The following is a 24,717-nucleotide window of genomic DNA, read 5'->3' on the forward strand; positions in this document are numbered from 1 at the left end:
GCTGAGGCACGCTGGCGGATGTGAACACACCTGAGGCGTTGATCCTGGTGGTGGACGACGAGCCGAGCATTCGCGACCTGCTCTCCGCCAGCCTGCGCTTCTCCGGCTTCGAGGTGCTGACCGCAGCCGACGGTCTGGAGGCCGTGGAGATCGCCGAGCGGGCCAGACCTGATCTCGTGGTGCTCGACGTGATGCTGCCGGACCTCGACGGGTTCGAGGTGGCCAAGCGGCTGGACGCGCCCGTGCTGTTCCTGACCGCGCGGGACGCGGTCGACGACAAGCTGACCGGGCTCGGGCTCGGCTCCGACTACGTGACCAAGCCGTTCAGCCTGGAGGAGGTGCTGGCCAGGGTGCAGGCGGTGCTCCGCCGTACCAGGGGGGAAGTGGGCGGCGCCCGCCTGCAGGTGGCCGATCTGGTGCTGGACGAGACGGAGCGCGAGGTGTGGCGCGGCGGGCGGCAGGTGCACCTGTCGCCGACGGAGTACAAGCTGCTGCACTACTTCATGGCCAACGCGGGCAGGGTGCTGTCCAAGGCGCAGATCCTCGACCACGTGTGGAACTACGACTTCGGCGGCGACGCGGGCGTGGTCGAGTCGTACGTGTCGTACCTGCGGCGCAAGGTCGACGACGTGGAGCCGCGGCTGATCCACACGCTGCGGAGCGTCGGGTATGTGCTCAGAGAGCCACCGCCCGACTCGTGAGGAAGACGTGCCACAAATATCCGTCGTGGCGGTCCTACACGGACGATTCCAATGACTAGCGTGGTTCCATGGACCTCCTCGAGGCCTTGCGTTCGCTGCGGCGCCTGCTCTCCACCGACCTGTTCCCTCTGGCCATCGGCGAGGTGGAGGCCGACAGGCGGGCGCTGCGCGAGCTGAAGGGACAACTGGACGACTACCTGCTGCCCAGGCTGCTGGCGATCGACGCGCCGCTGCTGGCGGTGGTGGGCGGATCCACGGGCGCCGGCAAGTCGACGCTGGTCAACTCGCTGGTGGGGGCCGACGTCTCCGAGCCTGGCGTGCTGCGGCCCACCACGCTGGCGCCGACGCTGGTGGCGGGCACCGCCGACACCCCGTGGTTCATGTCCATGGAGGTCCTGCCAGGGCTGCCGCGCGTGACCGGATCCTCGGGCGATCCAGGCACGCTGCGCGTCGTGACCGTGCCCTCGCTCCCGCAGGGCCTCGCGCTGCTGGACGCGCCCGACATCGACTCGGTGGTGACCGCGAACAGGGAGCTGGCGGCGCAGCTGCTCGCGGCGGCCGATCTGTGGCTGTTCGTCACGACCGCGGCCCGGTACGCCGACGAGGTCCCGTGGAGCTTCCTTCGCTCGGCGCGCGAACGGAGCACCGCCCTCGCGATCATCCTCGACAGGGTCCCGCCCGACGCGGTCGAGCCCGTCTCCGCCGACCTGACCCGCCTGCTGGAGGCCAACGGCCTCGCGGGCACGCCGCTGTTCACCGTCCAGGAGGCGGTGCTGCTGACCGAGAAGGGGCGCCTGCACCCCGCCGCCGTGCGGCCGATCAGCGAGTGGCTCGGCGGGCTCGCCGCCTCCTCGGCCGCGCGGGCGCGAGTGGTGCGGCAGACGCTCGCGGGCGCGCTGGACAGCCTCGCGGACCGGGTGCCCGCGCTGGCCTCGGCCGTCGCCGTGCAGCGCAAGGGCACCGAACGGCTGGCCGAGATCGTCTGCGCCGCCTACTCGGGCGGGATGGCCGACTTCGACGAGGGCATGAGGGACGGCTCGCTGCTGCGCGGCGAGGTGATGGCGCGATGGCAGGACTTCATCGGCACCGGCGACCTCATGCGCTCGCTCGAATCCCGCGTCGGATGGCTGCGCGACCGGCTGGCGGCGCTGTTCACCGGTGGGCAGGCGCCGCAGGTCAGGCTGCGGGTGGCGCTGGAGAGCGGGGTCGCCTCGCTGATCAGGGGCGCGGCGGACGGCGCGGCCGAGCGCGCGCTCGACGGGTGGACGGCGGCGCCAGGCGGCATGGACCTGCTGAACAAGGCGGGGGCGGTCACGGCCGCCAGGCTGGGGCGTGCCTCGTCGGGCCTCGACTACGACGACGTGGTGCGCGGATGGCAGAGCTACGTCCTCGACCTGGTCAGGGAGGAGGGCGCGGCCAGGCGCACCACCGCGCGGGTGGCCTCCTTCGGCGTCAACGGGGCGGGGCTGCTGCTCATGCTCGCCGTCTTCGCCTCCACGGGAGGGCTGACGGGCGTGGAGATCGGCATCGCGGGCGGCACGTCGGTGCTGTCCCAGAAGGTTCTGGAGGCCATCTTCGGCGACCAGGCGGTGCGCACGCTGACGGCCAAGGCCAGGGAGGATCTGCGGGCGAGGGTGAAGGCGCTGCTGGACGCGGAGGCGGCGAGGTTCACGTCGCTGCTGGAGGAGGTCGCGGTGCCGGAGGGCCTGGCGGCCGACCTGCTGGAGGCGGCGGAGGCGGTCCGCGAGCACAAGACGGAGCTCCCCTCGGGCGAGAGCGCCGGGCGCGAACCACTGGACATGGGGGAGGGCGCGCGGAAACCGCTGGATCCGGGTGAGAACGCCGAGCGGAAACCGCCGGGCAGGGGGGAGGGGGAGGAGTGAAGCTCTTGCGGCGCAAGGAGGGCCCCTCGCTGGACGACCGGTTGACCAGCCTGCTGGAGGCGGCCGAGCTGGCGGAGGGCAGGCTCCCCGCCGAGCCGGTCGCGGCGGCCCTGGAGGTGGCCGGGCGGGCCGGCGTACGGCGCAGCCTCTCGGTCGACCACACGGTGGTCGCCCTCGCGGGCGCGACGGGCAGCGGCAAGTCGTCGCTGTTCAACGTGATGGCCGGGGGCGAGCTTGCCAGGGTGGGCGTCACCAGGCCGACCACCTCGACCGCCCAGGCCGCGCTGTGGGACGGCGCGGGCGCGGGCCCGCTGCTCGACTGGCTGGAGGTGCCGCGCCGCCACGCGGTGACCGGCGATCCGCAGGGACTCGTCCTGCTCGACCTGCCCGACCACGACTCCATCGAGCTGAGTCACCGGCTGGAGGTGGACAGGCTCGTCGAGCTGGTCGACCTGCTGGTGTGGGTGGTGGACCCGCAGAAGTACGCCGACGCCGCCCTCCACGAGCGCTATCTGCGCCCGCTGGCCGCGCACGGCGAGGTGATGGTGGTCGTGCTCAACCAGATCGACACGCTGCCGCCGGGCGCGGCCGAACGCTGCCTGGCCGACCTGCGCCGCCTGCTCGACGAGGACGGCCTGCACGGCGTGCCCGTGCTGGGCGTCTCGGCCAGGACCGGTGCGGGCATGGGCGAGCTGCGTGCGCTGCTGGACGAGCGTGTCGCCGAACGCGCGTCGTGGGCGGCGCGCCTGTCGGCCGATGTGTCCACCGCCGCCGCGCGGCTGGCCGCCTGCGGGCAGGCGGGCGCGGCCGGCTCCGCCGTACCCGATGAGGGGCGGCTCACTGCGGCGCTGGCCGAGGCGGCGGGCGTCCCGCTGGTGGTGGAGGCGGTCGCCAGGGCCCACACGCACCGGGCGGTGGCCGCGACCGGCTGGCCGATGACCAGGTGGATGCGCAGGTTCAGGCCCGACCCGCTGCGCAGGCTCGGTCTCGGCAGCGGCGCGAGGGGCGAGCTGATCGGCAGGTCCTCGCTGCCCGAGGCGTCGGCCGTGCAGCGGGCGCGCATGGAGACGGCGATCAGAGACGTGGGCGAGGCGTCCGCGCGGGACCTGCCCGCGCCGTGGGCCGCCGCCGTACGGCACGCCGCCAGGTCCCGCGAAGGCGACCTGGCGGCGGCGCTCGACAAGGTGGTGGCCACGGCCACGATCGGCGTGGCCCGCAGGCCGCGCTGGTGGGGGGCCGTCGGAGGGCTGCAGTGGATGGTGTTCGCGGCGGCGGTGCTCGGCGCGGTCTGGCTCGGCGCGCTGTTCGCGCTGACCTACCTGAGGTTGCCCGAGCCCAGGCTGCCGACGGTCGGCGAGCTGCCGTGGCCGACGGTCCTGCTGATCGGCGGGGCGCTGGCGGGTCTGCTGATCGCGCTGCTGTCCAGGCTGGCCGCGGTGCTGGGCGGCCGGCGCAGGGCCAGGCGCGTGGCCAGGGCGCTGCGGTCCGGTGTGGCGCGCGTGGGAGACGAACTGGTGCTGGAGCCGGTGAAGGAGGAGCTCGACCGGTACACCCGCTTCACCGAGGCGCTCGGGGCCGCCAGGTCCTGAGGCCACGGTCCCAGAGCTCCGGCGACCGCCCGCGGTTCACGAGGTCGCGAAGCGAACCGGCATGCGTTTGACGCCGTTGATGAAGTCCGAGCGCATCCGCTGGACGGGGGCGGTGTGCTCGGCCGAGGGGAAGCGGCGCAGGAGCTCGCGGATCATGCACATGATCTGGAGCCTGGCCAGGTTCGCGCCCAGGCAGAAGTGGGGTCCTCCGCCCCCGAACGTCAGGTGATCGTTGGGGGTTCTGCGGATGTCGAAGGTGTGCGGGTCGGCGAACACCTCCTCGTCGCGGTTGGCCGAGGCGTAGAACGTCACCACCTTCTCGCCCGCGGCGATGGGCACGCCGCGTAGCGAGGTGTCGCGCGTGGCCGTCCGGCGGAAGTTGTGGATCGAGGAGCCCCAGCGCAGGAACTCCTCGGTAGCGCCCCGCCACAGCGCCTCGTCGTCGAGGTTCGCCCGCAGCTCGCGGTAGGCGCCTGGGTGGGCGATGAGCGCGCTCATGGCGTGCGCGATGAGGTTGCGGGTGGTCTCGTTGCCGGCGACGCAGAGGATCACGAAGAAGGAGTCGATCTCCTCCCTTGTCAGCCGGTCGCCGTCCACCTCCGCCTGCACGAGCGCGGTGAGGATGTCGTCGCGCGGACGGGCGCGGCGCTCGTCCACCAGCGCGTCGCAGTAGGCGAAGATCTCCGCGGAGGCGATCTCGCCGTCCTCGGGAGTGGTGCGGAAGTCGGGGTCCTGGAAGCCGACCATCCGGTTGGACCAGTCGAAGATCAGGTGGTGGTCGCTCTCGGGGACGCCGATGAGCTCGCAGATCATCTCCAGAGGCAGGTGCTGCGCCACCTCCTCCACGAACTCCACCTCGCCGTCCCGCTCGACGACCCTGTCGGCGATGCGCTCGGCGCGCCTGCGTACGGTGCCCGCGAGCTGGGCGATCATCTTGGGGGTGAAACCCGCGCTGACCAGGCGCCGGTAGCGCGACTGCTTGGGCGGGTCCATGTTCAGCAGCGTCAGTGCCGCGATGGCGATGAACTCGGGCGTCTGCGTGCGGATGAACGTCGTGCCCAGTTCGGTGGACCAGGTCTGCGCGTCGCGGCTGACGGCCCGCACGTCCTGATGCCTGGTGACGGCCCAGAAGCCGGTGTCGCCGGGGACGTCGTGCCAGTGGACGGGGGCGTTCGCGCGCAGGTAGGCGAACTGGTCGTGCGGTACTTCCTTCTCCCAGGTGTCCTCGAGCAGGTCGATGCGCATGGGGGCTCCCTTGTCGGCGCGATGGGGAGATCGGTGTCAGGGGTCGGGCAGGCCCAGGAGGTCGCGCAGGCTCTCGACGACGGCCCGCCGTTCCACGGCGGGCGGGTCGAGCCGGTGCTGGACCGCGCAGCCGATCAGCACCCCGAGCACGGCCACCGCCGTCCTCTCGGGCGTACGGCGGAGCGGCACCCCCGCGAAGGCCGCCCAGTCGGACAGCCCCTCCGCGAGCCTGGCCCTGATGTCGGCGTATCGCCTGGCCAGCGGTTCGCCGATGGCGGGATCGCGCGCGCCGTGCAGCCACAGCTCCATCTCCAGCAGGAGCCATGACGCACCGCGATCCTCGTCCTGTCGGGTCAGCACGTCGAACAGCGCGGACAGCCGGTCGTCGAACTCGGTGATCTCCTCGAATCCGGCGAGCAGCTCGGCCGCGGTCTGGTCCTTCCACACCTCCAGGAGGGCCAGCAGCAGGCCTTCCTTGCCGCCGAAGTGGTTGTAGAGCGCGCCCGTCGTACGGCCGGCGGCATCGGCCACGGCCTCGGCGGACACGGCGTGGAACCCCTTCTTCGCGAACAGTTCGGCGGCGGCGTCGATCAGCCTGGACCTGGTCTCGGCCCTGCGCTGGTCCTGCGTCGCCATCGCCGCCCATCCTGAAATATCGGGGTTCCGATATATATCGGTCCTTCGATATTCATCCGGCGGCGCGCATCCGTCAAGGGCTGGGTCGCGGCGCACGGCCCGTCGAAGGAGAGACCTCGACCTTCAGAGGCGTGCAGGGCGGCCGGCTCGGCATGCGCGGGGCACCTCGGCATGCGCGGGGCACCTCGGCATGCGCGGCGCACAAGGACTCGGGGCGACGATCGATGAGGAGGACCGGCGGCGGGGGCCGCCGGTCCTCTCGGTGCTAGCCGGCCGACGCGGTGGCGTAGTGGGCGAGCGTGGCGTCACGGCTCAGCGCCCGCAACCCCGCCTTCTCCAGCACGCGCGCCGATCCGGGGTTCGACAGCTCCACGCTGGCGCGCACGGTGCGCACGCCCGGCGCGGTGAGGGCGAACTCCACCATGGCGCGGGTGGCCTCGGTCGCGTAGCCGCGCCCCCGCCTGGAGGGCACGACGCCGTAGCCGATCTCGATGGAGCCGTCGCCGGGCGGCCAGAACAGGCCGATGGCGCCGACCACGAGGCCGCTCTCCCGCTCGACGATCTGGCGCTGGCCGTACTCGCCGGTGGCTTCGGGATGCTCGGCGACGAACCCGGCGATGACCCTGTCGCCCTCGGCGGGGAAGTCCTCGGCCCAGTGCGCGGACCAGAGGCCGTCGAGAACGGCGCTGATCTCGGCGGGCGGCCAGGGCCGCAGGAGGAGACGGTCGGTGATCAGGTCGAGGCCGGACAGATGAAAGGTGGACACGCGAAGACTCCTGGTCTTGGGTGGGGTCCGGGCCGCGCGTTCATCGTGCGGCGGCCCGGACGAGGGCATGACGAAGAGGCTCGTGCGCAGCCATATTCATCGACCTCCCTCGTCTCGCGCGTGCCGCAGCAGGCTAGCAGCCGGGTGGCACCTTCCGCGGTCGGAGTCCCGATCAACGACTACCCCGCCGCCCTGGCCAGTAGCGAGCGCGCCCATGAGGACCCGTCAGCCCCCGCCTCCGCCTCCGCCTCCGTCACCACCGCCTCCCCCTCCGCCTCCGCCGTCGCCCCAGCCCCAGCCCCCGCCTCCGTCACCCGTGCCGCCGCCGGTGTCGTAGGTGTGGTGGTAGCCGCCCCCGTACCGCTTGCGGCCGGTCTTGCGGCGGGTGCGCCGAATGGGCTGGGGGTGCGGGCGGGGCTGGTGGCCGAGCGCGGCCCTGACCCGGCGGTCGGGCAGTTCCTGCAGGCCGTGCAGTGCCACGCCGCGCCCGACGGCCTCGGGCGAAGGCCGGGCGGGACGCTCGCCCTGGGGATGGGCGAGCCGCGCCTCCCGCAGCAGCCGGGAGACCCGTCCCGCGGTCCAGTGACCGGCCATGCTGCCGGCGGCGGCCAGGCCGAACACCCCGGCCGCGGCGAACGTCAGTGTCGCGGCGGGGACCACGCGCAGACCCAGGAGGACGAGCGTGCCGACCAGGCCGAGCGCGGCGGCGCCGGCCGTGACGCCCAGCAGGCGGCGGGCCCGCTCCGTCGCCCGCTCGGTCACCCAGCCCTTGCCGATGATCCGCTCGACGTCGTCGTCCGTGAGGACCTGGTGCGCCAGATGGACCTCCAGCCCGTCACCGGAGCCGCGGGAGGCCTCGACCAGGACGGTCTCGATCGGTCCGCGCGCGTCCGGATCAGAGGAAGAGACCTGGATGCGGCGGGTGGCGGAGATCGTGACCGTGCCCCTCGCGGACAGTTCGGCCAGCGCGGCGTTGATGACGCGGATGCGGCCGCCCGCCAGATAGGCGAGCCGGTCCCTGTCGACGTCCTCGTGGGCGGGGTAGCGGGCCGGGCGCACCCTCAGGGCGCCGGCCAGGGAGACCGCCATGACGCAGCAGGCCAGGAGTAGTAAGACGAGATCGATGATCGCCTCCTGATGTCGCGGTTCGAGCTTCTCCCCCCATCCTGCCGCGATGTTGGGAGCATCGTTGAGCGGTCCTGCACGATCTTTCGCCTGCGCAGCATTGATCGTCAGGGCGGTGCGGGAGAGGCTGGGAAGGTGATTATCGATGTCTGGGCTCAGCCCACCATGGGCGGACGGCCCGGCAGGCTGCCCATGCCGGAGATCCGGCGGCTGTTCGAGAAGTCGGGGAGCGCCGACCTGATCGACACGCCCGTCACCCCCGGCGAGCTCGTCACGCTGATGGACGCGGCCGGCGTCGACATGCTCCTGCTGTCGGCGTGGCACCGGCCCGGCGGGTGGGTGATCAGCAATGACGACGTCGCCACCTTCACCGCGGCCTACCCCGACCGGTTCGCGGGGCTCGCGGCGGTGAACCTGGCCCATCCCGTCGCGGCCGTCGCGGAGCTGCACCGCGCGGTGGAGGAGCTGGGTTTCGTCGGGCTGCGGATGGTGCCGTGGCTGTGGGAGCTGCCGCCCGACCACCGGCTCTACTACCCGCTGTACACGACCTGCGTCGAGCTCGGCGTCCCCTTCTGCACCCAGGTCGGGCACACGGGCCCGCTGAAGCCGTCCGAGACGGGCCGGCCGGTGCCCTACCTGGACAGGATCGCGCTGGACCTGCCCGAGCTGGTGATCGTCGGCGGGCACATCGGGCACCCGTGGACCGACGAGATGATCGGCGTCGCGTGGAAGCACGACAACGTCTTCATCGACACCTCGGCCTACCTGCCCCGCTACTATCCGCCGCAGCTGGTGCACTTCATGAACACCTACGGCAGGGGCAAGGTGATGTTCGGGACGAACTGGCCGCAGCTCTCCCACGACCGCGCTCTCGCCCAGGTCGACGAGCTGGGTCTGACCCCCGATGCGCGAGAGGACTTCCTCGGGGGCGCGGCTCGCCGTGTGTTCAAGCTGGGGGCCGAGGGCTGGGATCCGGAGAAGGAGGGCTGAGGCGTCAGGTCCGGATCAGGCGGGCGACGCCGCCGTCGACGCGCAGCCGCGGCGGGCCGTCGAGGAGGCTGATCTGGTCCTCGTCCTCGTCACCGATCCGCCAGTCCTGCACGGGAACCAGGCCGGGGCCGATGAGCTCGAAGCCGTCGAACAGCCGCGCGACCTGGGAGTGATCGCGGAACCTGCCCTGCGCGGGCGAGTTCGCCGTGGCCATCTTCAGTTGGGCGAGCGCCTCGGGCGCGCTCTCGGCCATCGTGTGGGATATCACCAGGTGGCTGCCCGGCGCCATGCGCTCCCTGAAGGCGGCCACGATCCCCGCGGGGTCCTCCTCGTCCATGACGAAGTGCAGCACGCCGACCATCAGCACCCCGACGGGCTGGTCGAAGTCGATGAGGCCGGTGACATGCGGATCGCCGAGGATGTCTTTGGGGCGGCGCAGGTCGGCCTGGATGCCGGCGACGCCCGGCACGTCGGCCAGCAGTACCTGGGTGTGCAGCCGCACCACCGGATCGTAGTCCACGTAGATCACCCGGCACGCGGGGTTCACCTCGCGGGCCACCTCGTGGACGCTGGGCGAGGTCGGGATGCCGGTGCCCAGGTCGATGAACTGGCGCACCCCCTGCTCGGCCAGGTGGCGTACCGCCCTGGCCAGGAAGATCCTGTTGGCGCGAGCCACCAGCCGCGTGTCCGGCGCTACCGCGAGGAGCGCCTCGGCCACGGCGCGGTCGATCGCGAGGTGGTCCTTACCGCCGAGCAGGTAGTCGTAGACGCGCGCTGAACTCGGCACCGTGGGGTCGACGCCGGGAGGAACCCGCTCTAACTCAGCCACCGCGTCTCCTTCGTCTCAAACCTCCGGAGCGCCATGCTACTCGGCCATCCGCGAAAGATCGTTGAGATTTCTCTTGACATTCAAGTAGCTTGAGAGCCAAGATAAAAACGTCTTGGGAATCAAGAGAAACGGAACGAGGTCGGTCATGGAGAACACCACCGTCGTGCGCGTCGAGGCCTTCGACACCGCCACCAAGAAGCTCGGCCGCTGGACCGAGGCCAACAGGTTCGAGGTCCGCGCCAGGCGCGGCTACGCCGTCCTTGACCTCAGGGCCCTGCCCGAGGGCGACGTCGAGGTTCGCGTCGATGCCGAGCGGTCCACGCTCAGGCTGCTGCTGCCGGACAACGCGGTGGTCGACCAGTGGGACCTGCGCGTCACCGGTCGCGGCGGCGTCAAGGATCGGGAGCGACCCGCCACCACCGGCGGTTTCACCGTCAAACTGGTCGGCGAGATCAGGCACGGCGAGATCAGGGTCACCCGAGGCGGCGTCGCCACGCTGACGACGATGTTCTCCCGCGAGTTCGTCGAGGACGTCCGCCGCGCGCACCGCGAAGGCGGCGTCCCGACCGTGCACGACCCCCGCCCGGTCGGCTGAGCAGGAGTGCGGACGCCGGTCCGGCGGTCTGGGTCAGGTGGGCGGGCGTGGGTCCGGCGGGCTGGGCAGGAGTGCGGGCGTCGGACCGCGGGCTGGGCGGGTGGGCGGGTGTCAGTCCAGCGGGCGGCCGGCGGTGAGAGTGGCGAGGAGCGGGCGCAGGAGCGGGTGGAGATCGGCGCCGCGGCGGACGGCCGCGAAGACGCGGCGCTCGGGGCCGGGGATCCGGCAGACGATCACGCTGGACAGGTCGAGATCGCGCAACGCCATGCGGGGCACGAGCGCGACACCCGCACCCGCCCCCACCAGCGCGACGACGGCGCGGAAGTCGTCAGAGGAGTGCGCGAACCCCGGCGTGAAACCCTCCCGCTCGCAGGCGAACGTGATCACGTCGTGGACCGGATTGCCGGGATAGGGGCCGATCCACGGCTCGCTGGCCACCTCCGACAACGAGGAGGCGGGGGCGTGGTCCACGGGGAGCAGCAGGTCGAAAGGCTCGGCGTAGAGGGGCAGACGGGTCAGCCGCTGGTCGTCGGGCGCGCCGCGATACTCCACCGCGATCGTCAGGTCCGCCTCGTCGTCGAGCAGCAGGGTGAGGCCGCGGTCGCCCTCGGCGTCCAGGACACGGATCTTCAACGCGGGAGCGGTCACGCGCAGGGCGCTGATGGCGGGGGCCAGCACGACGCTGATCGCGGTGGCGAACGAGGCGACCGTCACCTCGCCCGCCGAACCCGTCGTGTACGCGGCGACCTCGGCCTGCGCGCGTTCGAGCTGGGCGAGGACCTCGTCGGCGTGAGCGAGCATGATGCGGCCCACGGCGGTGAGCCTGATGCCGCGGCCGTCGCGGGCGAACAGGCGGTGGCCCACCTCGTGTTCGAGCGCGCCGAGCTGCTGGGAGACGGCCGAGGGCGTGACGTGCAGCGCGGCGGCCGCCGCGGTCACCGTGCCGTGGTCCGCCACCGCTCGCAACGTCCGCAACCGGCGAGTGTCAATCACGAACCCATTGTGACGCCGTACGGCAGGCGACCAGGCCACCCGGCGGGGCCACCCCGGCGAGGCCGGCGTGACAGTGGCCTCGCCGGAGTCCCGCTGGAGCGGCGTGATGGACGGGCGGTCAGCGGTGACCGCGGTGGCCGCTGACCCGCTTGCCGTACCGGAGGATCAGCTGTCGCGGGCGGCGACGAACGCGGCGACCGCGCGGTCGACGTCTTCGGGCGAGTGAGCGGCCGACAGCTGCACCCGGATGCGGGCCTGGCCGTGCGGGACCACGGGGTAGGAGAAGCCGATCACGTAGATGCCCTGGTCGAGCAGGCGCTCGGCCATCGCGGCGGCCTCGGCGGCGTCTCCGATCATCACGGGTGCGATCGGGTGGTCGCCCGGCAGCACGTCGAACCCTGCCTCGGTCATCTGCGTCCGGAAACGCAGCGTGTTGTCGCGCAGCCGCTCGCGCGCCTCGCTGGAGCTCTCCAGCAGGTCGAGGATGCGCAGCGACGCCGACGCGATGACCGGCGCGAGCGAGTTGGAGAACAGGTAGGGGCGCGAGCGCTGCCGCAGCAGCTCGCAGATCTCCTTGCGGGCCGACACGTAGCCGCCGCTCGCCCCGCCCAGTGCCTTGCCGAGAGTGCCGGTGATGATGTCGACCCTGTCGGTGACCCCGTGCAGCTCGGGGGTGCCGCGCCCGGTCGGGCCGACGAAGCCGACCGCGTGGGAGTCGTCCACCATGACCATCGCGCCGTACTGGTCGGCCAGGTCGCAGATCTCCCGCAGCGGCGCGAGGTAGCCGTCCATGGAGAAGACGCCGTCGGTCACGATCAGCTTGCGCCGCGCGTCGGACGCCTCCTTGAGCCTGGCCTCGAGCTCGGCCATGTCACGGTTGGCGTACCGGTAGCGGCGGGCCTTGGACAGCCTGATGCCGTCGATGATGCTGGCGTGGTTGAGCGCGTCGGAGATCACGGCGTCCTGCGCGTCGAGCAGCGTCTCGAACACGCCGCCGTTGGCGTCGAAGCAGGAGCTGTAGAGGACGGTGTCCTCCATGCCGAGGAAGTCGGAAAGGCGTGATTCGAGCTCCTTGTGGACCTCCTGCGTGCCGCAGATGAAGCGTACGGAGGCCATGCCGAAGCCCCACGTGTCGAGCGCCTCCTTGGCGGTCTCGATCACTTCGGCGTTGTCGGCGAGGCCGAGGTAGTTGTTGGCGCAGAAGTTCAGCACCTCGCGGCCCGCGACGCCGACCGTGGCGTTCTGCGGGGTGGTGATGACGCGTTCGGGCTTGAGCAGCCCCGCTGAGGCGATCTCGTCCAGTGTGGCCCGCAGGTCATCCCGCGTCTTTCCGAACATCACACGCTCCAATCCATCGTGATCTGGTGAGGGGGACGCCTTCGGGGGTCACGCGCGGGGTGAGGCGTCGCTCCAGTGGAGGATGACCTTGCCGGTCCTGCCGCTGGCCGCGGTGTCGAAGGCGGCGTCGAAGTCGCGGTAGGAGAACCTGTCGGTGATCACGGGGGAGAGGTCGAGCCCCTTCTCCAGCAGGACCGACATGTTGTACCAGGTCTCGTACATCTCGCGGCCGTAGATGCCCTTGATGGTGATCATCGAGGTGACGACCGTGGCCCAGTCGATCGCGAACTCCTCGGCGGGCAGGCCGAGCATGGCGATCCTGCCGCCGTGGGTCATGTTCGCGATCATGTCGCGCATCGCCTGCGGGTGGCCGGACATCTCCAGGCCCACGTCGAAGCCCTCGCGCATGCCGAGCCGCTTCACGCCGTCGGCGATGGAGTCCTGGGTGATGTTCAGCGCGAGGCTGACGCCCAGCTTCCCGGCCAGTTCGAGCCGTTCGGGGCTGACGTCGGTGATCACGACGTTGCGGGCGCCCACGTGGGTGGCGACGGCGGCGGCCATCAGCCCGATCGGGCCGGCGCCTGTCACCAGCACGTCCTCGCCGACCAGGGGGAAGGAGAGCGCGGTGTGGACGGCGTTGCCGAACGGGTCGAAGATCGCCGCGACGTCGGGGTCGACGGGGACGCGGTGGACCCAGACGTTGGACGCCGGCAGCGTCACGTACTCGGCGAACGCGCCGTCACGGTTGACGCCGAGCCCGATGGTGTTGATGCACAGGTGGCGGCGGCCTGCCATGCAGTTGCGGCACTTGCCGCACACGATGTGGCCCTCGCCGCTGACCAGGTCGCCGACCTTGATGTCCTCGATGCCCGGCGCGACCTCGACGACCTCGCCGGAGAACTCGTGCCCGACGACCAGGGGCAGCTTCAGCGTGCTCTTCGCCCAGTCGTCATATTTGCGGATGTGGAGGTCCGTGCCGCAGATCCCGGTGCGCAGCACCTTGATCTTGACCTCGCCGGGCCCGACGACGGGCTCTGGCACGTCCATCAGCCACAGGCCAGGCTCGGCCTTCTGCTTGACCAGTGCTTTCATGACGGTCGTTTCCCCCTCCTGACAACCTTACGCACTGTGCCGGTGATCACCCCCCGTGTCCATCGAGGTTTTCTTAACGGCTCTGTCAGCATCGCTACATGATTTATCGAAAGAACCTTGTCAAAGTAGAATGACCGTCATGAGACAGGTCAGCGGTGACGCGTCCCTCCTGCGGAAGCTCAACTCCGCCGCGATCCTGCGCGCCATGCGCGGGGCGGGAGACGCCACGCTGACCGAACTGGCCAGGGCGGCGAGGGTGTCGAGGCCGACGGCGGAGGTCATCGTCGAGGACCTGCTGGGCGAGGGCTGGGCCGAGGAGTGCGAGGAGGAGCAGGGCGACAGGCAGCGCGGCCGTCCCGCCCGCCGCTACAGGTTCCGCGCCTCCGCGGGCCACGTGGTCGGCGTGGGCATCGGCTCGTCCAGCGTTCGCACGATGGCCGCCGATCTCGGCGGCACCATCCTGGCCTCCTGCAGGGAACCGCTGCCGCGTGACACCTCGGCGGCCGAACGGCTGGCCATGGTGCGCGACCTGGTCACCAGGGCCGCCGCGGAGGCGGGGTGCGAGGTGTCCGAGTTGGTGGCGGTGGGCGTCGGAACCACCGGCGTGGTCGACGGCGAGGGCAGGGTCGTCAAGAGCGTCGTACTGCCCGGGTGGACGGGGGTGGAGCTGCGGGCCGAGCTGGAGAAGCGCGTCCCCTCGCCGATCCTCGTCGAGAACGACATGCGGCTGGCGGTGCTGGCCGAGCACTGGCGTGGCGCCGCCCAGGGCATGAGCGACGTGGTCTACCTGTTCACCGGCGACAGGCTCGGGCTGGGCTTCCTCATCGGCGGCGTGCCGTACAGGGGGGCGCACGCGGCCTCGGGCGAGATCGGCGTGCAGGCGGGTGACCACTGGTCGGCGTTCAGGCACGTGCTCGACTACGCCATGGCCGTGGAGCCGGGTGAGCTGAGGTCCACGCGGGAGAGCGCGGAGTTCGCCATCGCCAGGGCGCGGGCGGGCGACGCGCAGGCCGCGGAGGCGGTGTCGAGGTTCGCCCGCCACCTGGCGGGCGGTCTGGTCAGCATCGTCAACCCGCTCGACCCGGAGATGGTGGTGATCGGCGGCAGCCTGTCGACCGCCGGTGACCTGCTGGTCGAGCCGATCCAGAGCTACCTGGACGAGGTCTGCCTGTACCCGCCCAGGGTCGTGGCATCGGAGCTGAGCAGCGAGTCGATCACGCTCGGCGCGGTGCGGATGGCGCTCAACCACGCCGACACAGTGCTGTTTTCATAGACGCTCTGTATAAATCAGTCACGAAACTGTCACGAAGCGATAGATGCTGCGCATCTTCTGCTGCTTTGTGCTCGATTAACCCTAGTTGTTTGCATAAACGCGGGCTAGCCTCCAGTCACTCGTTGAGACCCCACCCGTTCTGACTTGGAGGTGAGACGTGGTCGCGTCCACGGCAACCCCCGTAGTGGAAGTCCATACGGACGTCCGCCCTCAGCGGCGGACCATCCGCGATCGGTTGAGACGCGACTGGACGCTGCTGGCGCTGTGCGTGCCCGGAGTCCTGTACTTCGTCGTCTTCTTCTACGTCCCGCTGCTGGGCAACGTGATCGCGTTCAAGGACTACGCGCCGTTCCTCGGCATCTCGGGCAGCCCATGGGTGGGCTGGGAGAACTTCACGATGCTCCTGGCGGAGCCGGAGTTCTGGTCCGCGGTCAGCAACACGCTCCAGATCACCGCGCTGCAGCTCCTGCTCTACTTCCCCGCGCCGATCGCGCTCGCCCTGCTGCTGAACTCGCTGGTCGGCCACCGGATCAAGCGTTTCATCCAGTCGGTCGTCTACCTGCCCCACTTCCTGTCGTGGGTCGTCGTGGTCGCGATGTTCCAGCAGGTCATCGGCGGCGCGGGCACCGTGAGCGGCTTCCTGAACTCCCACGGCGTCACCATCGGCAACCTGATGTCCAACCCCGACACCTTCAAGCTGCTCGTCACGGCGCAGGTGATCTGGAAGGACTGCGGCTGGGGCACGATCATCTTCCTGGCGGCGATCACCGCGATCGACATGAACCAGTACGAGGCCGCCGCCATCGACGGCGCCGACTGGAAGCGCCGCCTGTGGCACGTGACGCTGCCCGGCATCCGCTCGGTCATCCTCATGATGCTGATCCTGCGCCTCGGCGACATCCTCTCCGTCGGATTCGAGCAGATGGTCCTGCAGCGGGACGCGGTCGGCGCGGGCGCGTCCGAGGTCATCGACACCTACGTCTATTACCACGGCATCCGCGACGGCGACTGGGGCATGAGCACCGCGGCCGGCCTGATGAAGGGCCTCATCGGCGCGGCGTTGATCTACGCGGCCAACAAACTCGCACACCGCTTCGGAGAGCAGGGGATCTACCGATGAGGCCGCCATGGATGGAACGCCCGACGATCGCGGGGCGCGCGCTGAAGTTCGTCGTCCTCACCGCCATCGTGCTGGCCGTGCTGTACCCGTTCGGGCTCGCGCTCGGCACCAGCCTGATGGGGCGCGCGGAGAGCATCGCCAACGGCGGCAGCTACGTGCTGTTCCCCTCCAAGCCGACCTTCGAGGCCTACAGCCTGATCCTGTCAGGCGGCGCGGTCACCAGATCCGTGCTGATCAGCATCGGCATCACGCTCGCCGGCACCGCGCTCAGCCTGCTGTGCACGGTCTTCCTCGGATACGCGCTCTCCCGCAGAGGCATGCTCGGCGGCAAGCCGATCCTGCTGATGGTGCTGGCCACGTTCCTGTTCACCCCCGGCATGATCCCGAGCTACCTGATGGTCAAGGAGCTCGGCATGATCGACACCTACCAGTCGCTGATCGTGCCCGTGCTGGTCAACGCGTTCAACGTGGTCGTGGTCAGGGCCTTCTTCCAGAACCTGCCCGAGGAGCTGTTCGAGGCGGCGCGCATGGACGGCTGCACCGAGTGGCGCATGCTGTGGCGGATCGCGATCCCGCTGTCCAAGGCCGTGATCGCCGTGGTGGGCCTGTTCTACGCGGTCTCCTACTGGAACACCTTCTTCAACGCGATCCTCTACATCAACGACCAGTCCATGCACCCGATCCAGGTCGTGCTGCGGCAGTTCATCTTCCGCGGCACCTCCGCCACGGGCTCCGACGTCGCGATCGTGCGGGACCTGCCCGCCTCCTCCGTGCAGATGGCCGTGCTGGTCATCGCGCTGGTGCCGATCCTGGCCGTCTACCCCTTCCTCCAGAAGTACTTCACCAAGGGCGTCCTCACGGGCGCCATCAAGGGCTGAACCGCACCCTTTCCAGGAGAAACCATGTCCTCAACCATGTCCCGCCGCGGCTTCCTCGGACTCGCACTCGCCGGCGTCACCGTCGCAGGGCTCGCCGCCTGCGGGGGCGAGGGTGGCGGCGCGGCCGGCGTCAAGAAGGGCGGGGCCGAGCTGTCGAAGAAGCTCGCGCTCCCCACCTTCACCGCCGCGAAGATCCCCACGCCCGACCTGCCCATCGACGCGGGCCAGGACCCCGCCTACCTGAAGTACCCCACCGAGCTGGTCAAGTCCGTCACCGCCCCTCCCGGCGACGGCAAGAAGATCACCTCGCTCACCCAGACCTGGGACGTGGCCCCGCCCGCCCCCGGCCAGAGCGCCTACCTGCAGGAGCTCAACAAGGCGCTGGGCTCCGAGTGGGCCATGAACATCGTGGTCGGCGACGGCTACCCCGACAAGTTCAACGCGATCATCGCCAGCGACGACCTGCCCGACCTCGTCTGGTTCCCGCCGAACCAGGGCCTGCAGCGGGTGCCCGAACTGCTGGCGGCCAAGTTCCACGACCTGACGTCCTACCTGAGCGGCGACGCGATCAAGAAGTACCCGAACCTGGCCAACCTCGGTGACGTGGCGTGGAAGTCGGCCGTCACCGACGGCAAGCTGTACGGCGTCGCGGTGTCCTACAGCAAGTTCGGCCAGGTCTTCCTCGTCAACACCGACTACTGGCAGCCGGTCGGCGGCGCCACCTTCACCAGCGCCGACGACTTCTTCGACAAGACCAAGCAGCTGCTCGACGTCAAGAAGAACAAGTACCCGCTCGAGCCCTCCTACGTGAACCACGTCCACATGTTCAGCCACTGGTACGGCGCGCCGAACACGTGGAAGCTCGAAGGCGGCAAGCTGACCCACCAGTACGAGACGCAGGAGTACCTCGCCGCGCTGGAGTTCGCGGTCAAGTGCTTCAAGGCCAACCTGTTCTGGCCCGACCCCGCCCTGGCCACCATCAAGGACAAGGTGGCCAACGGCCAGATCGGCGCCTACGTCGAGTCCTTCCCCGGCTTCCTCAACGACGCCAAGACCCAGAAGTACAACCTCGGCGCCATCGTGCCCTTCGCCGCGACCCCGTCGTCCAAGCCCGTCTACAACGCGGGCCTCGGCTCGGTCGGGTTCACCGCGATCAGCAACAAGGTCGACAAGGCGCGCATCGAGACGCTGCTGGGCGTGCTCAACTACCTGGCCGCGCCGTTCGGCACCGAGGAGTACCAGCTGGTCAACTTCGGCGTCGAGGGCACGCACTTCACCAAGAAGGACGGCGACCTCGCCTTCACCGACAAGGGCACGGCCGAGGTGCCCACGACCGTGCAGCCGCTGCAGTTCGTGATCGGCTCGCCCTCCGCGCTGTTCCTGCCGGGGCAGCCCGAGCGCACCAAGCTCATCCACGACTTCGAGACCAAGGTCGCGCCGCTGCTCCAGCCGCGGGTCACCACCGGTCACTTCTCCGACACCTACACGCAGAAGAACGGCGAGCTGAGCACGATGGCGTCGGACGCGATCGTGGACTTCGTCACGGGCCGCAAGCCGCTGTCGGGCTGGCAGGACTTCGTCAAGAAGTGGATGGACAAGGGCGGCGCCGCGATGAAGGCCGAGTACGAGGCCTCCATCGCCAAGGGCTGAGTCCCGCCGTACGTCAAGGAAAGGACAGAAGTGGAAGACCTGCGCATCGGAGTCATCGGCCTCGGGCTGCGAACCAGCCTGGCCCTGTCGGCGCACCGGCCCGGCAAGGGGTCGGTCGTGGCCGCGCTGTGCGACTCCGACCCGGCAGTGCTCAAGCGCCAGGCGGGGCGCTTCGAGGCGGAGATCCTCACCGAGGACTACCGCGAGCTGCTGGACAGGAAGGACCTCGACGCCGTCATCGTGATGACGCCCGACGACACCCACGAGCGCATCGCGGTGGCGGCCCTGGAGGCGGGCAAGGCCGTCTACCTGGAAAAGCCGCTGCACATCACGGTCGAGGGCTGCGACAACATCCTGCGCACCGCGAAGCGGACGGGGACCAGGCTCTACGTGGGGCACAACATGCGCCACATGGGCGTGGTCCGCCTGATGCGCGACATCATCCAGAAGGGCGTCATCGGCGAGCCGAAGACCATCTGGGTGCGTCACTTCGTGTCCTACGGCGGCGACTACTACTTCAAGGACTGGCACGCCGACCGCACCCGCACGACGGGCCTGCTGCTGCAGAAGGCCGCGCACGACCTGGACGTCATCCACTGGCTCGCCGGCGGCTACACCACCAGGGTCAACGCGCTCGGCGACCTGATGCTCTACGGCGACCTGCCGCGGCGCGAGCCCGGCACCCCTCGGCCCGACAACTGGCTGAAGGAGTTCGAGTGGCCGCCCACCGAGCGGAAGAACCTTCACCACGTCGTCGACGTGGAGGACGTGTCGGTCATGAACATGCGGCTCGACAACGGGATCATCGCCGCCTACCAGCAGTGCCACTTCAGCCCCGACTACGTGCGCAACTACACGGTCATCGGGACCGAGGGCAGGCTGGAGAACTTCGGCGACGGCCCCGGCGACACCGTGAAGGTGTGGAACACCGGGCCCTCGTCCTACCGCGACGACTGCGACATCGCCTACCAGGTGCCTGACGCCAAGGGCTCGCACGGCGGCGCGGACACCGGGATCATCGGCGAGTTCAACAGGTTCGTGCGGGAGGGCGGCGTCACCGACACCTCGCCGGTGGCGGCCCGCATGAGCGTGGCCGCGGGCTACATGGCCACGATGTCGCTGCGTGACGGCGGCATGCCGTACGACGTGCCGCCGCTCGACCCCGAGCTGATCGCCTACTTCGACCGCGGTCAGGTCTGATCTTGACCCGTTACCACCTGCGTTACCAGGTCCTGCCGGGCGCCGACCCGCGTCCGCTGGCCGACTTCTGCGTCGAGCACGGCGTGGAGGAGGTCGTGCTGATGTTCGGCGCGGAGGAGCTCCACCCCGGGCACCTTCTCGGCGCCGAGGAGGACCTGTGGTTCGAGCTGGTGCGCTCGGCCAGGAACGTCCTGGCCGAGCGCGGCCTGAGCGTCAGCCTGAACCCGTGGGTGACCACCGGCCACGCCGACAGGGGCAGGGTCCAGGACGCGGGCTTCGCCCCGATGGTCTCCCCGCTCGGCGAGGTGTCCACCACGACCGCCTCGTTCGCCTGCCCGGCGTGGCGGTCGTGGCTCGCGGCGCACTACGGCCGCTTCGCCGAGCTCGGCTTCCGCGTGCTCTGGCTGGAGGACGACCTGCGCTTCCACAACCACTCGCCGCTGACCTGGGGTGGCGGGTTCGAGCCCGAGATGCTGGACCGGTTCGAGCTGCTGGCGGGCGAGAAGCCCACCAGGCAGGAGCTGGTGGCCGCCGTCACGGGGCCGCCGCACCCGTGGCGCGAGCTGCTCCAGCGGACCTGGCGCGAGGCGCAGCTCGAAGCCGTCGACGCCGTACGGCAGGCGGTCGGCGGCCGTGCCGAGCTGGGCGTCATGAGCTCCGGACTCGGCGTCGCCTCCGTCGAGGGCCGCGACTGGGCCGCGCTGTTCGAGCGGGCGCGGGTGCACAGGCCGCACTTCGCCCCCTACAGCGACACCGTCGGCAGGACGCTGGCCTACTCCATCGCCATGCTGGAGCTCCAGCGCCCGCTGCGCCCTCCGGGCGTCGAGGTCGCGCCCGAGGTGGAGAACTGGAAGCACACCGAGTGGTCGAAGGCCGACACCCAGACCTGGTCGGAGATGGTCGCGGCACACCTGTCGGGAGCCGACGCGCTGCTGCTCGACGTCTTCCCCTTCGTCACCGGAGACCCGCGGCGCTACCCTCGCGTCGGCCGGATGCTGGACGCCTCCAGGCCCGCGCTCGACGCCACCCTCACCCCTTCCCCTGTCACGGCCGGCGTCGGCGTCCCGTGGTGGCCCTCAGCCGCGGCCTCGCTTCCCGGCGACGGCACGATGGAGGGCCTGACCGCCGATCCGCTGCGCGCCGCCGACTTCCTCCTGCCGTACGGCGTGCCGATCCGGGCCGGCGTCGCGCCCGTGACCGCGCTGTTCGGCGAGCTGGCCTGGGCGGTTCCCGACCCGCTGGAACTGCTGCGCGGCGGGCTGCTGCTGGACGGCAGGGCCGCTTCGATCCTGGCCGAGCGCGGATTCGGCGACCTGCTCGGCGTCACGGTCGCGGAGATCGTGGCTCGGGAGCGGCCTTCGCGCACGCCGTACAGCATCGAGCGGATCGTGGACGGCGGCGCGCTGCTGAGCGTGAACGTGCAGGACGCGGTGGCCCGGCTGCGTCCTGCGCGGGCCGCCGAGGTCTGGACGGAGATCCTCAGCCCTCGCTTCGAACCGTGGGGCGCGGGGCGGGTCAGCTTCGTCAACGCGCTCGGCGGGCGGGTCCACACGATCGCCGCGTGCGCGCCCGAACGGCTCGGCCGCTGCGACGACGGCCGCCGCCTCGCCCAGGAGGCGATCGGTTTCCTGGGCGGCGACTTCCCGATGGTGACGGGCGGCCCGCACCTGCTGCCCCACCTGGCCAAGGTCGGCGACCGGTGGCGTCTTGCGATCGCCAACGGCTCGGCCGACCCCGCCCGCCCGGTCGCAGGCGTGCCCTCATCGGCGACCGCGACCCTGCTGCGCCCCTTGGCGCCTCCCGTGCCCGTCGACCCTTCGACGGCGACCGTTCCCCATCGCGGCTACCTCCTGCTCGAATGGGACGCCGCCTGACCGGAAACCGGCCGTGGCAGCCGGGCCGCGCCTGGTCCACCGCCGGGTGCGGTACGGGTGAGACCTGACCCGGTCGCCTTCGTGGCGGCCGGGTTCGCTCGTACAGGGAACCCGGGACGCGCCGCGGACAGTCCTATGCGTGGACATGTCCTTTCGTGCCCGGATACGTGATGGTGACGCCGACGCGTTCGCGCAGCTCTTCGACGAGTACGGCCGCGCCGTCTTCCATCATGCCTACCGCGTGCTCGGCGACTGGGCCGCCGCCGAGGACGCGCTGTCACTGACGTTCCTGGAGGCGTGGCGGCTCAGGCGGAAGATCGACGCCGACGGAGGGTCGCTGCGCCCGTGGTTACTCGGCGTCGCCACCAACGTCGTGCGCAACATGCGGCGAGCCGTACGCAGGCATCAGGACGCGATGGCGCGGATGCCGAGGGCCGAGGCGGTGGCCGACTTCGCCGACGAGGTCGCGGGACGCATCGACGACGCCGAGCGGCTGGCCGCGATCAGGCAGGCCTACGGCGCGCTGCGCCGTCACGAGCAGGAGGTCGTCGCGTTGTGCGTCTGGTCGGGCCTGAACTACACGGAGGCGGCCGAGGCGCTCGGCGTGCCCGTGGGCACGGTGAAATCCCGGTTGTCCAGGGCGCGGAAGAAGCTGGAACCGGTCTCCCCGCCGCGACAGGTAATGGGTGACCGAAGCCCGATGAAGGAGATCCGATGAACGAGGAGCTGGCGAGGCTGCTGCCGCCACCTGCGGAGCGCGATCTTCCTGAGGGCCGTTACCGGCAACTCAAGGAGTTCGTCATGACCGAGATACAGCCCAGGCACCGTCGGCTGCTGCCGCGCCCTGCGATACTGCTGCCCGCCCTGGGGCTGGCCGTGGCGATGGCGGTGGGAGCGCCGCTCGTCTTCGGCGGCGGTGCCCCCGCCTACGCGATCGCCAAGAACCCCGACGGGACCATCCACATCACGATCAACGAGGCGAGGAACCCCGAGGCGCTGCAGGCGGACCTGCGCGCGATGGGGCTGAACGCCGTCGTCGACTACGTCCCCGAGGGCCAGCGGTGCGACCCGCAGCCGCGCAGCGAGAGCTGGGTGCCCAACGGGACGGCCATCAGCAAGACGTTCGCCCATCCGGGCATGTCCGTTTCGCCGGAATCGGAATCCAGGTTCGGCTTCACCGTCGACCCTTCGTGGGTGAAGGAGGGGCAGACCGCGGTGCTGGAGCTCAGAGTCCGCGACGACTCCGACATCACGGTCGCGGGTCTCTGGACCCGCGTCTCCAACGGACCCGTCGCCGAGTGCACCCTGGTCGACGACCCGAACGGCTCCGTCGGAGGCCTCGAAGGACCGGACTACGTCCTGCTGGAAGGAAAGGACTAGGGCCGGCGAAGGGGCCGCGGGAGTGCTTCCCACGGCCCCTCCTCCCTGGTCATGCCTCCTGGTGGTTCTTCTCCAGATCGGGGAAGGGGGTGGGCTCGGAGACGGGCCGGGGCAGCTCGCGCGGCCCCGACGTGGTCTCCGCCTCGCGGGCGTCGGCCACGGCCTCCGCGGCCGCCTCGGCCGCGCGGGCGATCTCCTCCTGCGCCTCGGAGGACTCGGGCGAGGTGGTGCGCGTGGCCGCGGACGGCGGCAGCGCCTCGGTGAACGCCTTGGAGACGCCCTGCAGGGCCGAGGTCACCTCGCTGGGAATGACCCAGAACGTGTTGCCCTGACCCTGGGCGAGCTGCGGCAGCACCTGGAGGTACTGGTAGGCGAGCAGCTTGGGGTCGGGGTCGTTCCGGTGGACGGCCTGGAACACCTGGTCGATGGCGCGCGACTGGCCCTCGGCCTTGAGGATGGCGGAGGTGCGCTCGCCCTCGGCGCGCAGGATCGCGCCCTGCTTGTCGCCTTCGGCGGTCAGGATCTGCGACTGGCGCTGGCCCTCGGCGCTCAGGATGGCGGCGCGCTTGTCCCGCTCGGCGCGCATCTGCTTCTCCATCGCGTCCTTGATCGTCTTGGGCGGGTCGATGGCCTTGATCTCGACACGGTTGACGCGCAGCCCCCACTTGCCCGTCGCCTCGTCGAGGACGCCGCGCAGCTGGCTGTTGATGGTGTCGCGGGAGGTGAGCGTCTTCTCCAGGTCCATGGAACCGACGACGTTGCGCAGCGTGGTGACCGTGAGCTGCTCGACCGCCTGGATGTAGTTGGCGATCTCGTAGGCGGCCGCGCGCGGGTCGGTGACCTGGAAGTAGAGGACGGTGTCGATCTCGACGACCAGGTTGTCCTCGGTGATGACGGGCTGTGGCCTGAAGGAGACCACCTGCTCACGCAGGTCGATCATGGGGTAGACGCGGTCGATGTAGGGGATCACGAAGTTCAGGCCCGGCTTCAGCGTGCGGTGGTAGCGGCCCAGGCGCTCCACGTTGCGTGCGCGTGCCTGGGGCACGATCCGTACGGCACGCAGCACGGTGAACACCGCGAACAGCGCGACGAGCAGTCCCGCTATGAGTAGCGCCATATTACGATCACTCCCGAGGGTAGACGAGGGCGGTGGCCCCCTCGATCTCGATGACGTCCACGGTCGCTCCGGCAGGGATCACCACGGTTTCGTCGTACGCCCGTGCCGTCCACTCCTCGCCGCCGATGCGGACCAGGCCGGAGCGCCCTGTGACCTCGCTGACGACGTAGGCGGACTTGCCCACGAGCGCCTCGACGCCGAAACGCTGGTGGGGAGGCTGGCGGATGCTTCGCATGGCGATCGGCCTGACGACGAGCAGACCGGCGGCGGAGGCGGCGGTGAAGACAAGGAACTGCAGGGGGATCGGCAGGCCGGCCGCCGCCACCAGTGAGGTGAGCAGCGCGGAGGCGGCCAGCAGGCCGAGGGCGGCGGTGAGGGAGAAGATCTCGGCAACGCCGAGTACGACGGCGAGGATTATCCAGATGACCCAATCATCCATACTC

General features: G+C 70.5%; 23 protein-coding genes. 13 read left to right on the forward strand and 10 right to left on the reverse strand.

Annotated elements, in window-relative coordinates; translation table 11 throughout:
- The first annotated feature begins 11 nt into the window (after nucleotides 1-11).
- From AC3EO4_RS21890 to AC3EO4_RS21900, 3 genes are all read left to right on the forward strand, one after another.
- Complete coding sequence (locus tag AC3EO4_RS21890; RefSeq protein WP_379581478.1) at nucleotides 12-701, forward strand: response regulator transcription factor; 690 nt, start codon at nucleotides 12-14, stop codon at nucleotides 699-701.
- A 68-nt stretch (nucleotides 702-769) separates the two neighbouring features.
- Entirely contained in the window at nucleotides 770-2,584 is a 1,815-nt protein-coding gene (locus AC3EO4_RS21895; protein WP_431897401.1) for a GTPase family protein, read from the forward strand.
- Entirely contained in the window at nucleotides 2,581-4,173 is a 1,593-nt protein-coding gene (locus tag AC3EO4_RS21900; protein WP_431897403.1) for a YfjP family GTPase, read from the forward strand. Before AC3EO4_RS21895 ends, AC3EO4_RS21900 begins: the two co-directional genes overlap by 4 nt.
- A 36-nt stretch (nucleotides 4,174-4,209) precedes the next feature.
- On the opposite strand, the gene AC3EO4_RS21905 is transcribed toward AC3EO4_RS21900, so the two are convergent.
- From AC3EO4_RS21905 to AC3EO4_RS21920, 4 genes are all read right to left on the reverse strand, one after another.
- On the reverse strand, nucleotides 4,210-5,418 hold the full coding sequence (locus tag AC3EO4_RS21905; RefSeq protein WP_431897404.1) for a cytochrome P450: 1,209 nt from the start codon (nucleotides 5,416-5,418) through the stop codon (nucleotides 4,210-4,212).
- Between the two features lie 36 nt (nucleotides 5,419-5,454).
- Nucleotides 5,455-6,054, reverse strand: coding sequence for a TetR/AcrR family transcriptional regulator (locus AC3EO4_RS21910; RefSeq protein WP_431897405.1), 600 nt, complete (start codon nucleotides 6,052-6,054; stop codon nucleotides 5,455-5,457).
- A gap of 265 nt (nucleotides 6,055-6,319) precedes the next feature.
- Entirely contained in the window at nucleotides 6,320-6,820 is a 501-nt protein-coding gene (locus tag AC3EO4_RS21915; RefSeq protein WP_431897407.1) for a GNAT family N-acetyltransferase, read from the reverse strand.
- Nucleotides 6,821-7,045: 225 nt separating this feature from the next.
- Nucleotides 7,046-8,104: a TIGR04222 domain-containing membrane protein gene (locus AC3EO4_RS21920; RefSeq protein WP_431897676.1), complete on the reverse strand. Its 1,059-nt coding sequence runs from the start codon at nucleotides 8,102-8,104 to the stop codon at nucleotides 7,046-7,048.
- Here AC3EO4_RS21920 and AC3EO4_RS21925 point away from each other — a divergent pair.
- Nucleotides 8,081-8,935 carry an amidohydrolase family protein gene (locus tag AC3EO4_RS21925; protein WP_431897409.1) on the forward strand — a complete coding sequence of 285 codons (855 nt, stop codon included), beginning with the start codon at nucleotides 8,081-8,083 and terminating at the stop codon, nucleotides 8,933-8,935. The two genes, AC3EO4_RS21920 and AC3EO4_RS21925, sit on opposite strands and share 24 nt — an antisense overlap.
- Nucleotides 8,936-8,939: 4 nt before the next feature.
- Here the strand turns inward: AC3EO4_RS21925 and AC3EO4_RS21930 are convergent, their stop codons facing one another.
- The gene (locus AC3EO4_RS21930; RefSeq protein WP_431897411.1) at nucleotides 8,940-9,764 is read right to left on the reverse strand and encodes an SAM-dependent methyltransferase; all 825 of its coding nucleotides are present in this window, start codon (nucleotides 9,762-9,764) and stop codon (nucleotides 8,940-8,942) included.
- A gap of 145 nt (nucleotides 9,765-9,909) precedes the next feature.
- Between AC3EO4_RS21930 and AC3EO4_RS21935 the strand changes: the two genes are divergently transcribed.
- Complete coding sequence (locus AC3EO4_RS21935) at nucleotides 9,910-10,359, forward strand: hypothetical protein (RefSeq protein WP_431897413.1); 450 nt, start codon at nucleotides 9,910-9,912, stop codon at nucleotides 10,357-10,359.
- 111 nt (nucleotides 10,360-10,470) lie between these two features.
- Here AC3EO4_RS21935 and AC3EO4_RS21940 read toward each other — a convergent pair whose 3' ends face one another.
- The 3 genes from AC3EO4_RS21940 to tdh all read right to left on the reverse strand — a co-directional run bounded on the left by AC3EO4_RS21940 (nucleotide 10,471) and on the right by tdh (nucleotide 13,782).
- Nucleotides 10,471-11,352 carry a LysR family transcriptional regulator gene (locus tag AC3EO4_RS21940; RefSeq protein WP_431897415.1) on the reverse strand — a complete coding sequence of 294 codons (882 nt, stop codon included), beginning with the start codon at nucleotides 11,350-11,352 and terminating at the stop codon, nucleotides 10,471-10,473.
- A gap of 165 nt (nucleotides 11,353-11,517) precedes the next feature.
- The gene (locus tag AC3EO4_RS21945; protein ID WP_379581282.1) at nucleotides 11,518-12,690 is read right to left on the reverse strand and encodes a glycine C-acetyltransferase; all 1,173 of its coding nucleotides are present in this window, start codon (nucleotides 12,688-12,690) and stop codon (nucleotides 11,518-11,520) included.
- Nucleotides 12,691-12,738: 48 nt separating this feature from the next.
- Nucleotides 12,739-13,782: an L-threonine 3-dehydrogenase gene (gene tdh / locus AC3EO4_RS21950; RefSeq protein WP_379581283.1), complete on the reverse strand. Its 1,044-nt coding sequence runs from the start codon at nucleotides 13,780-13,782 to the stop codon at nucleotides 12,739-12,741.
- 139 nt (nucleotides 13,783-13,921) lie between these two features.
- Here tdh and AC3EO4_RS21955 point away from each other — a divergent pair, with 139 nt between their 5' ends.
- The 8 genes from AC3EO4_RS21955 to AC3EO4_RS21990 all read left to right on the forward strand — a co-directional run bounded on the left by AC3EO4_RS21955 (nucleotide 13,922) and on the right by AC3EO4_RS21990 (nucleotide 23,157).
- A complete protein-coding gene (locus AC3EO4_RS21955; protein WP_431897418.1) occupies nucleotides 13,922-15,055 on the forward strand; it encodes an ROK family transcriptional regulator in 1,134 nt (377 codons plus the stop codon).
- Between the two features lie 235 nt (nucleotides 15,056-15,290).
- Nucleotides 15,291-16,175: an ABC transporter permease gene (locus AC3EO4_RS21960; protein ID WP_431897420.1), complete on the forward strand. Its 885-nt coding sequence runs from the start codon at nucleotides 15,291-15,293 to the stop codon at nucleotides 16,173-16,175.
- Nucleotides 16,172-17,053 (forward strand): carbohydrate ABC transporter permease, encoded by an 882-nt coding sequence (locus AC3EO4_RS21965; protein ID WP_379581286.1) that lies wholly within the window; start codon nucleotides 16,172-16,174, stop codon nucleotides 17,051-17,053. The genes AC3EO4_RS21960 and AC3EO4_RS21965 overlap by 4 nt, the downstream gene beginning before the upstream one ends.
- A gap of 24 nt (nucleotides 17,054-17,077) precedes the next feature.
- Nucleotides 17,078-18,703, forward strand: a complete 1,626-nt coding sequence (locus tag AC3EO4_RS21970) for a type 2 periplasmic-binding domain-containing protein (protein ID WP_431897422.1) — start codon at nucleotides 17,078-17,080, stop codon at nucleotides 18,701-18,703.
- A gap of 30 nt (nucleotides 18,704-18,733) precedes the next feature.
- A complete protein-coding gene (locus AC3EO4_RS21975) occupies nucleotides 18,734-19,903 on the forward strand; it encodes a Gfo/Idh/MocA family protein (RefSeq protein ID WP_379581288.1) in 1,170 nt (389 codons plus the stop codon).
- Nucleotides 19,904-19,905: 2 nt separating this feature from the next.
- A complete protein-coding gene (locus AC3EO4_RS21980; protein ID WP_431897424.1) occupies nucleotides 19,906-21,777 on the forward strand; it encodes a hypothetical protein in 1,872 nt (623 codons plus the stop codon).
- Nucleotides 21,778-21,922: 145 nt separating this feature from the next.
- On the forward strand, nucleotides 21,923-22,495 hold the full coding sequence (locus AC3EO4_RS21985; protein WP_431897427.1) for an RNA polymerase sigma factor: 573 nt from the start codon (nucleotides 21,923-21,925) through the stop codon (nucleotides 22,493-22,495).
- Nucleotides 22,492-23,157 (forward strand): hypothetical protein, encoded by a 666-nt coding sequence (locus AC3EO4_RS21990; RefSeq protein WP_431897429.1) that lies wholly within the window; start codon nucleotides 22,492-22,494, stop codon nucleotides 23,155-23,157. The genes AC3EO4_RS21985 and AC3EO4_RS21990 overlap by 4 nt, the downstream gene beginning before the upstream one ends.
- A 49-nt stretch (nucleotides 23,158-23,206) precedes the next feature.
- On the opposite strand, the gene AC3EO4_RS21995 is transcribed toward AC3EO4_RS21990, so the two are convergent.
- Together AC3EO4_RS21995 and AC3EO4_RS22000 are read right to left on the reverse strand one after the other, a co-directional pair.
- A complete protein-coding gene (locus AC3EO4_RS21995; RefSeq protein WP_431897431.1) occupies nucleotides 23,207-24,274 on the reverse strand; it encodes an SPFH domain-containing protein in 1,068 nt (355 codons plus the stop codon).
- 7 nt (nucleotides 24,275-24,281) lie between these two features.
- Complete coding sequence (locus AC3EO4_RS22000) at nucleotides 24,282-24,713, reverse strand: NfeD family protein (RefSeq protein ID WP_379581293.1); 432 nt, start codon at nucleotides 24,711-24,713, stop codon at nucleotides 24,282-24,284.
- Nucleotides 24,714-24,717: the final 4 nt, after the last annotated feature.

The organism is Nonomuraea sp. bgisy101 (genome assembly GCF_057708945.1).